Annotated in this window: 12 protein-coding genes; 7 read left to right on the top strand and 5 right to left on the bottom strand. The window is 74.8% G+C overall.

The window, feature by feature from the left end:
- Window positions 1-11 precede the first annotated feature (11 nt).
- Window positions 12-707 (bottom strand): MtrAB system response regulator MtrA, encoded by a 696-nt coding sequence (mtrA, locus tag A4A78_RS13225; protein WP_304438555.1) that lies wholly within the window; start codon window positions 705-707, stop codon window positions 12-14.
- 237 nt (window positions 708-944) lie between these two features.
- Between mtrA and A4A78_RS13220 the strand changes: the two genes are divergently transcribed.
- Genes A4A78_RS13220 through A4A78_RS13200 form a run of 5 tightly spaced genes read left to right on the top strand, consistent with a single transcriptional unit; the run spans window position 945 to window position 6,366 of the window.
- Window positions 945-2,111: a glycerophosphoryl diester phosphodiesterase membrane domain-containing protein gene (locus A4A78_RS13220; RefSeq protein WP_062950052.1), complete on the top strand. Its 1,167-nt coding sequence runs from the start codon at window positions 945-947 to the stop codon at window positions 2,109-2,111.
- Complete coding sequence (locus A4A78_RS13215; protein ID WP_062950050.1) at window positions 2,108-2,761, top strand: DUF4129 domain-containing protein; 654 nt, start codon at window positions 2,108-2,110, stop codon at window positions 2,759-2,761. The genes A4A78_RS13220 and A4A78_RS13215 overlap by 4 nt, the downstream gene beginning before the upstream one ends.
- Window positions 2,758-3,990, top strand: a complete 1,233-nt coding sequence (locus A4A78_RS13210; protein ID WP_062950048.1) for a DUF4350 domain-containing protein — start codon at window positions 2,758-2,760, stop codon at window positions 3,988-3,990. Before A4A78_RS13215 ends, A4A78_RS13210 begins: the two co-directional genes overlap by 4 nt.
- The gene (locus A4A78_RS13205; RefSeq protein ID WP_062950046.1) at window positions 3,987-5,060 is read left to right on the top strand and encodes a MoxR family ATPase; all 1,074 of its coding nucleotides are present in this window, start codon (window positions 3,987-3,989) and stop codon (window positions 5,058-5,060) included. Before A4A78_RS13210 ends, A4A78_RS13205 begins: the two co-directional genes overlap by 4 nt.
- Window positions 5,061-5,067: 7 nt before the next feature.
- Window positions 5,068-6,366, top strand: coding sequence for a DUF58 domain-containing protein (locus tag A4A78_RS13200; RefSeq protein ID WP_062950044.1), 1,299 nt, complete (start codon window positions 5,068-5,070; stop codon window positions 6,364-6,366).
- A gap of 172 nt (window positions 6,367-6,538) precedes the next feature.
- Here the strand turns inward: A4A78_RS13200 and A4A78_RS13195 are convergent, their stop codons facing one another.
- Both A4A78_RS13195 and A4A78_RS13190 read right to left on the bottom strand, forming a co-directional pair.
- Window positions 6,539-7,180 (bottom strand): trans-aconitate 2-methyltransferase, encoded by a 642-nt coding sequence (locus A4A78_RS13195; protein WP_062950042.1) that lies wholly within the window; start codon window positions 7,178-7,180, stop codon window positions 6,539-6,541.
- Between the two features lie 194 nt (window positions 7,181-7,374).
- On the bottom strand, window positions 7,375-8,370 hold the full coding sequence (locus tag A4A78_RS13190; RefSeq protein WP_062950040.1) for a stage II sporulation protein M: 996 nt from the start codon (window positions 8,368-8,370) through the stop codon (window positions 7,375-7,377).
- A 117-nt stretch (window positions 8,371-8,487) separates the two neighbouring features.
- On the opposite strand from A4A78_RS13190, the gene A4A78_RS13185 reads away from it, so the two are divergent.
- Window positions 8,488-9,339, top strand: coding sequence for an RDD family protein (locus A4A78_RS13185; protein WP_062950038.1), 852 nt, complete (start codon window positions 8,488-8,490; stop codon window positions 9,337-9,339).
- On the opposite strand, the gene A4A78_RS13180 is transcribed toward A4A78_RS13185, so the two are convergent.
- Together A4A78_RS13180 and A4A78_RS13175 are read right to left on the bottom strand one after the other, a co-directional pair.
- On the bottom strand, window positions 9,340-11,061 hold the full coding sequence (locus tag A4A78_RS13180) for a hypothetical protein (RefSeq protein WP_062950036.1): 1,722 nt from the start codon (window positions 11,059-11,061) through the stop codon (window positions 9,340-9,342). It lies immediately after the preceding gene.
- Window positions 11,054-11,491 (bottom strand): DUF3499 domain-containing protein, encoded by a 438-nt coding sequence (locus A4A78_RS13175; protein ID WP_082835338.1) that lies wholly within the window; start codon window positions 11,489-11,491, stop codon window positions 11,054-11,056. Before A4A78_RS13175 ends, A4A78_RS13180 begins: the two co-directional genes overlap by 8 nt.
- Window positions 11,492-11,591: 100 nt before the next feature.
- Between A4A78_RS13175 and A4A78_RS13170 the strand changes: the two genes are divergently transcribed.
- Window positions 11,592-12,047, top strand: coding sequence for a metallopeptidase family protein (locus tag A4A78_RS13170; RefSeq protein WP_062950031.1), 456 nt, complete (start codon window positions 11,592-11,594; stop codon window positions 12,045-12,047).
- Window positions 12,048-12,091: the final 44 nt, after the last annotated feature.

The raw sequence follows: 12,091 nt of genomic DNA, 5'->3' as shown, positions 1-12,091 counted from the left end.
CGCGGGCACGCTCAGGACCCGCTCCCCGCGCGGTAGCCGACCCCGCGCACGGTCACCACGATCGAGGGGTTCTCCGGGTCCTGCTCGATCTTCGAGCGCAGTCGCTGCACGTGCACGTTGACCAGGCGCGTGTCGGCGCTGTGACGGTATCCCCACACGTCGCGGAGCAGCACGTCGCGGGTGAAGACCTGCCAGGGCTTGCGGGCCAGCTGGGTGAGGAGGTCGAACTCGAGCGGGGTGAGGGAGATCAGCTCCCCGTCCCGGCGCACCTCGTGACCGTCGACGTCGATCGTCAGGTCGCCGACGGTCAGCTGCTCGGTGGTGGGCGGCTCGACGCGGCGCACCCGCGCCTTGATCCGCGCCACCAGCTCCTCCGGCTCGAAGGGCTTGGTGAGATAGTCGTCGGCACCCGCCTCGAGCCCCTCGACCACGTCGGCGGTGTCGGTGCGGGCGGTGAGCATGATGATCGGGACCCCCGACTCGCGCCGAATCCGACGGCACACCTCGATGCCGTCCATCCCGGGGAGCATGAGGTCCAGCAGCACGAGGTCGGGGCGCAGGCGCGGGAACGCCTCCAGGGCGGAGGCGCCGTCGGGCGAGGTCGCGACCTCGAAGCCCTTGCCGCGCAGGACGATCCCGACCATCTCGGCGATCGCCTGATCGTCGTCGACCACGAGGATCCGTGAAGGCGTCGTCATGGGGGTCATTGTGCCATCGGGCGGGGCCGACACCGGGGAGCCCGGCCGACGGGGTGTCCGGGCGGTAGCCTCGCGGTCGCCCCGACCGCCGCGCCCTCCCCTCCCGCGACGCCCCGTCGCCGGAAGACGCCGGGGTGTCGACGTTCGTCGTATCGGAGGCGGGGCCGCCACTCCGTAGGGTCGGGTCCAGCAGTCCAGCTCGACCCGCCGCGACGGGGACGAGCACCAGCCGATGGAGGAGCACCGATGAGCAGTCCGTGGACCGCCCCCGGGGCGGAGGTCCCGAGCGAGCCGACAGGCCCGGGAGGCTCCGGCGGCCCCGGCAGCTGGGGGCAACCGGCCCCCTCCGCACCCGACGGCACCGCAGGGCCGGGAGGCCCGGCCCCGACGGGCGCGCCGCAGCGCGAGCTGGTGCAGTCCGTGCCGCTGTTCCCGCTGCGGCCGCTGGGGCTCGGCGAGATCCTCGGCGCGGCCGTGCGTATCTACCGTCTGCGCACCCGTGCGGTGCTCGGCGTCTCCGCCGCGGTGTACGGGGTCGCCTTCGTGCTCATCACCCTGTCCACCGGGGCGGGGATGATGCCGATGATCGGCGACATGCAGGCCGCGATGCAGGACCCCACAGGCTCGAGCGAGGTCCCCTTCACCGGCACCGCCGGCGACATCGTCCTGACCGTGGTCACCAGCGTGATCACGGGCCTCGTCACGATGGTCGCGGCCTCCCTGGTCACGGTCGCCCTGACCCGCCTCGCGCTCGGCGAGGCGACCGGCACGCCGCTCCCGACCTCCGAGATGTGGGCGACGATGCGGCGCCGGGGCCTGCCCGCCCTCGGCGTGAGCCTGCTCATCGCGCTGATGTCGACGATCCTGTTCACGGTGCCCTTCGCGGTCGGGCTGGCGCCGATCCTGATCGTGCAGGAGCCGGGCTGGCTGACGATCCTCCCGATCCTGCTCGGGACGGTCGTGGGCCTGCTGGCGATGCTGTGGCTGTGGGCGCGGACCGTGCTGACGATCCCGGCGCTGGTCCTCGAGGAGACGGGCGTGCTCGGCGCGATCCGCCGCGGCTTCGCGCTCACCCGCGGCAGGCGCCTGTGGCGGGTGCTCGGCATCGCGGTGCTGCTGTACGTGCTGTACATGGTCGTCACGTACACCGTCTCCGGGGTGTTCAGCATGGTCGCCGGCATCGCATACTTTGCGATCCTGCTGGTCAGCGCCGGGGAGGCGGTGGTGCTGGGCGTGGCTCTGCTGACCATCCTCTCGATGCTCGGCACGTATCTGGCGACCTTCCTCCTGGCGCCGTTCCTCTCCGCCGGGTACACGGCGCTGTACGCCGATGTGCGGATGCGCGACGAGGCCTGGGACGTGGAGCTCACCCGCCGGGCCCGTGACGCCTGGGCGGCGGACGGGGCCCGATGATCCCGGCCGCGCCGCGGCTCGGCCCCGACGAGGCGCGCGAGCGGATCCTCGAGGAGCTCGCGAAGGACGAGTACGACGACTCCCCCGGCTTCGTCGCCTGGTTGCTCGGCGCGATCGAGGACTGGCTGGCGAGCATGGTCGACGGCGTCGACGGGTCCTCGGCCACGCAGACCGTGATCGCGGTGCTGTTGGCGCTGGTCCTCGCCGCGGTCGTGGTGCTGGTGCTGCGGCGCACGGGCCTGCTTCGACGCAGCCCCGCCCTCGCCGTCGACGCGGCGCTCGACGCCGAGCCGGTGCTCAGCGGGGAGGAGCTGCGCGGCGCCGCACGCGACGCGATCGACGCGGGACGCGCCGACGACGGGACCGTTCTCGCGCTGCGCGCGCTGGTGCGCGACCTCGAGGAGCGCACCCTGCTGGACGTCGCGACCGGCATGACCGCCCACGAGGCAGCGACCCGTGCATCGCTCACCTTCCCCGACCTGCGGGGACGGCTCCAGCGCGGGGCGGACGCCTTCGACACGGCCGCCTACTCGGTGCGGAGCGTCGGGGTGAAGCCGGCCGAGGACATGCTGCGCCTGGCCGAGTACATCGCGGAGACGTCCCCCGACCTCTCCGCGCTCGAGCAGGCCGAGACAGGGGCCCGCGCATGAGCGCCCCCGCACCCACCGGGCCCGCCGCGGCCCGCGGCACGGCGGTGACGGACGCCGCCCCGCCGGGAGCGGGCGCTCCCCTCGGCGCCGCGCAGGAGCGGCGACGCCCCTGGCTCGTCGCCGCCGTCGTCCTCGCGGTGATCGCCGCGGTCCTCGTCTCCGTGGCGCGGGGCCTGTACCGCGACGGCCCGCTCGAGCCCGACGCGCCCACCGGTCAGGGCGCGAAGGCCGTCGTCCAGGTGCTCGGCGACCTCGGCGTCGAGGTCGAGACGAGGCGGCACACGGCCGACGCCGCCGAGGACCTCCGCGCCGGCGGGACCGTGCTGCTGACCGCGCCGAAGAGCCTCAGCGGCGAGCAGCTCACGATGCTCGCGGAGGCGCGCGAGGAGGGCGGGGGCCGGCTGATCGTGCTCCGGCCCGACTTCGTCGCCCTCTCGTATCTCACCTCCGGCATCACCCCCTCCGGCGCGCTGCGCGAGCAAACGCAGGTCGAGGCGGGCGACGCCTGCGGGGACCTCTCCCACGGCGCCCGCGTGCTCGAGGTGCCCGATGACGAGGACGCCCTGGACGGACCCGCCTCCCTCTACACCGCGAGCGGCGCGGGGACCTCTGCCTGCTTCGAGTCGGAGGGCGGCGCGCTCGTCGCCGAGTCCGACGGGGTCCTCGTGCTCGGCAGCCCCGACCTGCTCACCAACGACGGCGTGGGCCGGGCCGACAACTCCGCGCTCGCGCTCAACGCCCTGTCCGCTTCCGAGGAGCTGACCTGGTACGTCCCCTCGGCGACGGATCCCCAGGGGACCTCCTCGCCGTCCCTCGTCGACCACCTGCCCGGGTGGATCGGCCCGGTCGCGGCCTGGCTCGTGCTGGCCGCGGTGCTGGCGCTGATCGCGCTGGGCCGACGCCCCGGCCCGGTGGTGGTCGAGCCGCTGCCGGTGACCGTCCGCCCCCAGGAGCTGGTGCTCGGCCGGGCACGGCTCCTGCAGCAGGCCTCGGCACGCGACGCGGCCGCCGCCGCCCTGCGCGCCGCCGCCGCGACCCGCCTCGCCGACCGGCTCGGGCTGCGCCACGAGTCCGCGCTCGACGGGCTCCTGGCGGCGCTGTCCCCGCACGTCGAGGAGTCCCCGGAGCAGCTGCGCGCGCTCCTCGGCCCCGCCCCCGTCACCACCGACCACGACCTCGTGCGCCTCGCCCACGACCTCGACCGTCTCGAGAAGGAGATCGACCGATGACCGACCCCGTCCCGCCGCGGCCCGACGCCCCCGGCGCCGGCGCGCCCCAGCCCTCCCCCGCCCCGCAGGGAGGCGGCCTGCCCGATGCATCGGCCGCCGCCCCGTCGGCCCCCGCGGTCGACGTCGACACCCGTGCGCAGCTGCAGGGGCTCGCCGCCGAGATCCACAAGGGCGTCGTCGGCCAGGACGCGGCGATCACCAGCCTCGTCGTCGCCCTGCTGTGCCGCGGGCACGTGCTGCTGGAGGGCGTGCCGGGCGTCGCGAAGACCCTGCTCGTGCGTTCGCTCGCGGAGGCGCTCGACGTGCGGATGCGCCGCGTGCAGTTCACCCCGGACATGATGCCCGGCGACATCACCGGCTCCCTCGTCTACGACAACTCCACCAGCGACCTCGTCTTCCGCGAGGGCCCGGTGTTCACCAACCTGCTGCTGGCCGACGAGATCAACCGCACGCCGCCGAAGACGCAGTCCGCGCTGCTGGAGGCGATGGAGGAGCGGCAGGTGACGATCGACGGGGCGAGCCGCCCCCTGCCCGATCCCTTCCTCGTCGTCGCCACGCAGAACCCGATCGAGTTCGACGGCACCTACACCCTGCCCGAGGCGCAGCTGGACCGCTTCCTGCTCAAGGCCGTGATGCCGCTGCCCGAGCGGGAGGTCGAGGTGGACGTGCTGCGCCGCCACGCCGACGGCTTCGACACCACCGACCTCGCCGCCATGGGCCTGCGCGCCGTCGTGGACGTTCCCTCCCTGCACCGCGCCCAGCGAGACGTCGCCCGCGTCGCCGCGGAGGATCCTGTCGTGCAGTACATCGTCGACGTGTGCCGGGCGACGCGCCGCTCCCCCAGCTTCACCCTCGGCGTCTCCCCGCGCGGCGCGATCGCGCTGCTGCGCACCGCCCGCGCCTGGGCGTACCTCTCAGGCCGGGACTTCATCACCCCCGACGACGTGAAGGCCATGGCCCCGGCGACGCTCTCGCACCGCGTGCGGCTGACCACCGAGGCCGAGCTGGAGGGCACCCAGGTCGAGGCCGTGCTCGCCGCGACCCTCGCCTCCGTGCCGGTCCCCCGCTGAGCGCCTCATGAGGATCTCGTTCACCCCGCGCGCTGCCCTGGCCGCGCTGCTCGCGCTGCCCGTGATCGTGCTGTGGCCGCTGTGGTGGGTGGTCCTGATCCTGCTCGCGCTGTGGGCGCTCGTGGTCCTCGCCGATGCGCTGGCCGCCCCGGCCCCGCAGCGGATCCGGGTGCGTCGCGAGGCGCCGGCGCAGGTGCGTCTGGGCGGCACCGTCCCCGGGCGCCTGCTGCTGACGAACACCACCGCGCGCCGCGCACGGCTCGAGGTGCGCGACGCCTGGAACCCGACCGCGGGCCTCGCCTCCCACCACAGCCGCCTCGTCCTGCCTGCCCAGGAGCGGCGCGCGATCGCCCAGTCCTTCACCCCCACGAGGCGCGGCGAGCACAGCTCCCGGCAGCTGCTGATCGGCTCGCTCGGGCCGCTGGGCCTCGCCCGCCGCAGCGCCCGCGTCGCTGCGCCCGGACGGATGCTGGCCCTGCACCCCTTCGGCTCCCGCAAGCATCTCCCCTCCCGCGTGCAGCGGCTGCGGGAGATCGAGGGGCTCGCCGCGATCCACCAGCGCGGACAGGGCACCGAGTTCGACTCCCTGCGCGACTTCGTGGACGGTGACGACGTCCGCTCGATCGACTGGCGGGCGACCGCGCGCCGACGCAGCGTCGTGGTGCGCACCTGGCGGCCCGAGCGGGACCGTCACGTGCTGATCGTGGTGGACACCTCCCGCACCTCCGCCGGACGGCTCGGCGAGGCGACGCGGCTCGATTCCGCCTTCGACGCGGCGCTGCTGCTGACGGCGCTGGCCGGGCAGGCCGGCGACCGGGTGGACCTGCTGTGCGTGGACCGGATCCCGCACGTCTCGGTGCTCGGCTCCACCCGCACCAAGGTGCTCCACGACATGGTCGCCGCGACCGCGGCCGTGGAGCCTGCGCTGGTGGAGACGGACTGGGAGCGCGCCGCGGCCGCGATCGAGTCCCGCACCCGCCGCGGCTCCCTCGTCGTGCTGATCACGCCGGTGGAGGCGCAGGTGCTGCACTCCGGGCTGCTGCCGGTCGCGGCGCGCCTTGCCAAGGACCATCCCCTGGTGCTCGCCTCGGTCGCCGATCCCGCGCTCGAGGAGCTCGCCGGAGGGCGCGGTGATCTCGAGGCCGTGTACCGGGCCGCCGCCGCGGAGCGCGCCCGCTCCGAGCGCGCCGGGGTCTCCCATGCCCTCGAGCGCGTCGGCGCCCACGTCGTCGACGCCCCGCCGGACCGGGCCCCGCAGGCCCTCGCCGACGCGTATCTCTCCCTCAAGGCCGCCGGCCGGCTCTGATCCGGCCCGCATCGCGTTCCAGGGGCCACTTCGACCTCACCCTCACCAGGAGGATGGTCAGCCACGGGCGCTGGGCGTACTAGTACGCCTATATCGTCGTACTGGTACGCCCAGCGCCACTACGTGACCATGCCGCTGCCGTGTGAGAACAGGATGGGGCGGGGTGAGCCGCTCAGACCGTCCCGGCGATGTCCCGCGGCTCGCGGACGATCAGCCGGTAGGTGTGCCAGTGCTTGGGTCCGGCGAAGGAGCGCCCGTCGTGCTCCTCCTCGTCGAGCGCGAGCACCTCGAGCCCGGTGAGCAGCTCCTCGAGATCCGCTCTGGTCAGGAAGGTGCCGTCCGTCCCCGCCCAGTCGTCCCGGTCGCCGAAGAGGTCCACCGCCAGGACGCCGTGCGGCCTCAGCGCAGAGCGAACGGCTCCCCACAGCTGCGGGAACGCCGCCCGGGGCACGAAGGACAGCGTCGCGCAGGACAGCACGAGGTCCGCGGGAGGGAGCGGGAGCGGGACGGCGAGGTCCGTCGTGGTGTGGGTGATGTCCAGCGTCCGTGCCATGCCGGCCATCCCCGCCTCGACGCTGACATCCGCGTCGAAGGTGTGCACGCGGAAGCCGCTGTCGGCGAGATGGCGGGCCTCGATTCCGGCACCGCTGCCGAGCTCGACCGCGACGAGCCGGTCATCGGGCGTCGTCCGAAGCGAGCGCCGGGGCTCCTCGAGCACGAGCTGCGCGGCGCGCACTGCAAGAGGCCGCACCTTCCGGCCGTCCTGGGCCTCGTTGTAGGCCGCGAAGTCACGGTCGGCGCTGCGCTGCTGCATCCCCCGAGGCTAGAGGACGTGCCGTCTCGCCCCGTCGCGCACGGCCGCGAGGCCTGAGCGGCGGTGACCGGCGCACGGCCACCAGGCTGCGCGGGCGGCGCACGGCCACGAGGCCGCACCGTCGGTGCTCGGCCCCCAGCCCTGGCCGCCGTCACAGGGCTCGGCCCTCAGGCGGCGATCACCGGGCTCGGCGCTCAGGCGGCGGTGGCGACGCGGGAGCCGACGAGCTCCTCGGAGAGGTCGCCGGTGATCCCGGCGCGATGCGCCTGGCGGCCCCGCACGAGCATGTACGCGAGGAACGCCAGCCAGGCCGAGGCGCCGACCGCGATCCGGAGCGCCGGCGGCAGGGAGCTCGGCGTCACGAAGGCCTCGATGAACCCGGCGACCAGCAGCACGGGCACCAGCCCGATCGCGACGGTGACCAGGGAGCGGGCGGCGTGGGAGAGCGCCCACAGGCGCGGCAGCGGGCCGGGGCGCACCCAGGCCCAGAAGGTGCGCAGACCCGCGCCGGCGCCGACGACGATCGCGGTGATCTCCAGCAGGCCGTGCGGGAGGATGAACACGAAGAAGGTGTCCAGTCCCCCGTAGGCGCCCAGCACCCCCGCGGACAGGCCGACGTTCAGCCCGTTCTGCAACAGCATGTAGACGGGCCAGAACCCGGTCACCCCCAGCACCACGGACTGCACTGCGATCCACGCGTTGTTCGTCCACACCCGGGCGGCGAAGCCCGAGGCCTCGCCCTCGAAGTAGTAGGCGACGAAGTCCCGCTGCGCGAGGGCGCGCTGCTGCGCCTCCGGCACCACGAGCTCGCGCGCGGTCGCGTCGAGGCCGAAGTACAGCCCGGAGACGAGGGAGGAGAGCAGGAAGATCGAGGCCGCGAGCGCGACCGTCCAGCGGGCCTGGAACAGCGCCGAGGGGAGGTCCTCCCAGAAGAAGGTGCGCGCGTGCTTCCACAGCGGGATCCGCGCCCCGGTGATCCGCAGCCGGGCGCGGTGGACCAGGAGGGAGAGCCGGGAGATCAGCGCGGGATCCGGCACGGTGGAGCGGACCGTGGAGAGGTGGGTGGAGACCTCCTGGTAGAGCGCGAGCAGCTCGTCGATGCCGCCCGCATCGAGGGTGCGGGCGCGGGTGAGCTCCTCGAGACGGTCCCACTGCGGCCGGTGCACGGCGATGAAGGCGTCGGTGTCCACGCAGACAGGGTAGGCGGCGCCCTCCCCCGTCCACGGCCGACGAAAGTCGGGGGCGGCCCGGCCGGAAGCCGACGCTCGACGCTGACGGCACCTCCTCGCTCCTGCCAGGATGGGGCCATGGCACTTTCGGGCACTGCGGCGGCCGTCTCCCCCTCGAGTCGCCGCGACGCGCTGATCACCGGCGATGCGGTCCTGCTCGACCTGCGCACCGCCTCGTTCGCGACCCGCATCGTCTCCGCCGTGATCGACGGGGTGCTGCAGCTGGCGCTGCTGATCGGGGGGATCCTTTCGGTCGCATGGTTCGCGGACCGCACCGCCCTGGACGACGGCTTCCTCGCCGCCGGCATCCTGCTCGCCTCGGTGCTGGCCTATGTCGGCTATCCGGTGCTCAGCGAGCTGCTGCTGCGGGGCCGCTCCGTGGGGCGGCTGGTGATGGGCACGCGGGTGGTGCGCGACGACGGCGGCCCGGTGCACGTGCGCCAGAGCGTGCTGCGCGCGGTGATGGCGATGTTCGAGATCTGGTCGACCACCGGCGCCGTGGCGCTGGTCTGCTCCGTGATCGACCGCCGCTCGCGCCGGATCGGGGACCTGCTGGCCGGGACGATGGTGATCCAGGAGCGCATGCGCACTCATCCCCCGCAGCGCATCGAGGTCCCGCTCTCGCTGCGCGACTGGGCGCAGGCGGCCGACGTGGGCCGGCTCCCGCTGCCACTGCTGCAGGACATCCGCGCCTTCCTGCCCCGGGCCGGGCAGATCAACGCCGAGTCGCGCCATCAGCTCTCGCGGGACCTGCTGCGCCGCACGCTGCCGCATGTCGCGCCCGCCCCGCCCCCGGGCACGCCGCCGGAGGAGTTCCTCGCCGCGGTGCTCGCCGAGCGCTCGCGACGGGACGAGATGCGGCTGCGCAGGGCGCAGGAGCGTCAGCAGGAGCTGGCCGCCGAGGTGCGGGCGGTGCCCTTCTCGGCCTGATCAGTCGGCCGACGGCGCCTCGGCGCGGCCGGCGATCAGCACCGGGATCCCGCCCTCGACCGCGTGGACGCGTCCGCAGTCCGTGCACTGGAGGGCGGCGTCGACGTCGTGCAGCTCCCCGCCGCAGTCCGGGCAGCGCAGCGCCGCCCGCACCCAGCCGGGCACGTCCGCGCCGCTCGCCCCGGCCGGCAGCTGCCCGGAAGCGACCTCGGGAGCGGTCGCGGGAACAGCAGCGGGGACGGTCTCCGGGGTCGGCTCGGCAGAGGTCGGCTCGGCAGAGGTCGGCCCGGGAGTCGACTCGGCGGCGTCCGCCACACCGAGCACGAGCGTCCGGATACGCTCCAGCACCTGCTCCATCGTCGCCCGCTCCTGCGCCTCGACGTTCAGGCGCAGCAGCGACTCGGTCTGCGAGGAGCGCAGCGAGAACCACCAGCGCTCGGCGGGGGCGAGGTGCTCGCCCCAGTGGTGCACGGAGAGTCCGTCGAGCTCGTCGATCCGCGCGGCGGGCAGCGACTCGGCGTGGGCGCGCACCCGGGCGGCGGCCGCGACCGCGTCGTCGACGGGGAAGTTGTGCTCGCCGCTGCCGGCGTACGGGGAGTGCTCGGCCACCAGCGCGGAGGCGGTGCCGTCGGTCTCCGCGAGCGCGGCGAGGACGTGCAGCGCGGCGAGCATGCCGGAGTCTGCGAAGAAGAAGTCGCGGAAGTAGTAGTGGGCGGAGTGCTCCACCCCGGCCACCGCGTCATGCTCGGCCATGATCCGCTTGATGCCGGCGTGGCCCACGGGGGTCAGCAGCATCTCGCCGCCCGCCGCCGCGATGACCTCGTGCACGTGGCGGGAGGCGACCGCGTTGACGGCCACGCGGGGACGCTCCTCCCCCGCGGCGCGGGCACGGGCGATCTCGCGCGAGGCGATCAGCGCCCCGATCGCCGAGGGCGGGACCGGGGTGCCGGTCTCGTCCAGCACGACGCAGCGGTCCGCGTCGCCGTCGAAGGCGAGGCCGAGGTCCGCACCCTCGCGGCGCACCGCCTCCTGCAGATCGCGGAGGTTCTCGGGCCGCAGCGGGTCGGCCGGGTGGTGGGGGAAGGTGCCGTCGAGGCCGAAGTGCAGCTCGATCAGCTCCACCTGCTCAAGCGGGCCGAGCACGGCGGGGGCGGTGAGGCCGGCCATCGCGTCGGCCGCGTCGACCACCACGCGCAGTCGCCGGCCCGCGGGCAGGTCGACCAGGCCGTGGAGGGTGCGGGCGTAGTCCTCGAGGGTGTCGATCCGCTCGGAGCGGCCCTCGCCGCGCACGGGGATCTCCCCGGCGGCGAGATACGCCTCGGCGCCCCGGCGCACGTCCTCGAGCCCCGAGTCCCGGCCGACGGGCCGCGCACCGGGCAGGCACAGCTTCATCCCGTTGTCGCGGGCGGGGTTGTGGGAGGCGGTGATCATGAGCCCCGCCGCGCGGTGCAGGCCGGAGGCGCAGTACAGCTGGTCGGTGGAGGACAGGCCGGCGTCGGCGACGATCGCGCCGCGACGCACGGCGCCCTCGATCACGGCGCGGGACAGCTCCGGGGAGCTCAGGCGCATGTCGTGGGCGACGATCAGCTCGGGCTCGGCCAGGACGTCAGCGAAGGCGGCGCCGAGCGCGCGGGCGATCTCGGCCGTGAGCTGCTCGCCGGCGACGCCGCGGATGTCGTTCGCCTTGACGATGGCGGAGAGGTCGTGGGTCGTCTCAGTCATCGCTGTTCCTGATCACGTGGAGGTGGCGGTCGCGCTCGGCGGGACGACCGGCGGGGCGGGCGCCTGCGCCGCGGGGGCCGTGGCCTCCTGCGCGCGAGGTGCCGCGGGGGGAGCCGTCGGGGGTGCCCGGGCCGGCGGTGCCGACCTGGCTGTGCGGGCCCTGGCCGGGAGCGGGCGCGACGGGGCGGCGCACGGCATCGGCGAGGGCGACGAGGTCGTCGCTGACGTCCTCGCCGCCGGCGACCCGCAGCAGCTCCCAGCCGCGCGGCGGGGTCATACGGGCGGCGTGCTCGTGGCAGAGGTCGTAGGCATGGGGCTCGCTGAGGCGGGAGAGCGGGCCGAGCACCGCGGTCGAGTCCTGGTACACGAAGGTCAGGGAGCTGACTGCCGGCTGCGAGCAGGCGGTCCGGGAGCATTCACGAGCTGGCACGCACAGCAGTGTACGCAGGTCGCGGACCCGGCGGGCGCGGCGCGCCCGCCGGGGCGAGGGTGGGGTCCGGCACTGCGGAGGCGGGGCTACAGTGCACGGCATGGACCTCGAACCCGGCCGTGCCCCCGCCCCGCGAGGACCGCTCGGCCCGCGTCGCCGCGACCGCCGCGGCCGCGGCCGGCGCTGGGACCTCATCCCCCCGCACCTGCCCGGCCATCGCACGCGCCGGGAGCGCTTCGACGACCTCGTCGCCGATGCGGGGGCCGCGCTCACCGAGCGGTTCCCCCGGCGTCTCGCGCACCTGCAGCTGCTCGTCGAGGAGGTGCCGTCGGCGGATCCGGCACCCTGGGAGGAGGCCCAGGTGGTGCTGGGCCGAGCGGTGCCGGGCACCCGCGAGCACCCGCCGCGCGTGATCGTCTACCGCCGGCCGCTGGAGACGCGGTGCGTGACCGCGACGGAGCTGGAGATGCTGGTGCGGCAGGTGCTGTCCGAGCAGATCGGCTCGCTGCTCTCGATCGCACCGGAGGACGTCGACCCGGAGGCCTGGGACCTCTGAGCCGCCGCGGGACCGGCGCGGCGCGCGCACCGATCGACGGGGAG

It is taken from the genome of Brachybacterium sp. sponge (genome assembly GCF_001613775.1).
In the GTDB taxonomy this organism is placed as follows: Bacteria; Actinomycetota; Actinomycetes; order Actinomycetales; family Dermabacteraceae; genus Brachybacterium; species Brachybacterium conglomeratum.
Note: the sequence above shows the minus strand (reverse complement) of the source record. Positions and strands in the feature narration are given on the sequence as shown.

Coding starts and splice junctions, on each gene's coding strand:
- A4A78_RS13180 (WP_062950036.1), bottom strand. CDS start 11,061: ATGACTGAGACGACCCACGACCTCTCCGCCATCGTCAAGGCGAACGAC.
- A4A78_RS13185 (WP_062950038.1), top strand. CDS start 8,488: ATGGCACTTTCGGGCACTGCGGCGGCCGTCTCCCCCTCGAGTCGCCGC.
- A4A78_RS13215 (WP_062950050.1), top strand. CDS start 2,108: ATGATCCCGGCCGCGCCGCGGCTCGGCCCCGACGAGGCGCGCGAGCGG.
- A4A78_RS13195 (WP_062950042.1), bottom strand. CDS start 7,180: ATGCAGCAGCGCAGCGCCGACCGTGACTTCGCGGCCTACAACGAGGCC.
- A4A78_RS13170 (WP_062950031.1), top strand. CDS start 11,592: ATGGACCTCGAACCCGGCCGTGCCCCCGCCCCGCGAGGACCGCTCGGC.
- A4A78_RS13200 (WP_062950044.1), top strand. CDS start 5,068: ATGAGGATCTCGTTCACCCCGCGCGCTGCCCTGGCCGCGCTGCTCGCG.
- A4A78_RS13220 (WP_062950052.1), top strand. CDS start 945: ATGAGCAGTCCGTGGACCGCCCCCGGGGCGGAGGTCCCGAGCGAGCCG.
- A4A78_RS13205 (WP_062950046.1), top strand. CDS start 3,987: ATGACCGACCCCGTCCCGCCGCGGCCCGACGCCCCCGGCGCCGGCGCG.
- mtrA (WP_304438555.1), bottom strand. CDS start 707: ATGACCCCCATGACGACGCCTTCACGGATCCTCGTGGTCGACGACGAT.
- A4A78_RS13210 (WP_062950048.1), top strand. CDS start 2,758: ATGAGCGCCCCCGCACCCACCGGGCCCGCCGCGGCCCGCGGCACGGCG.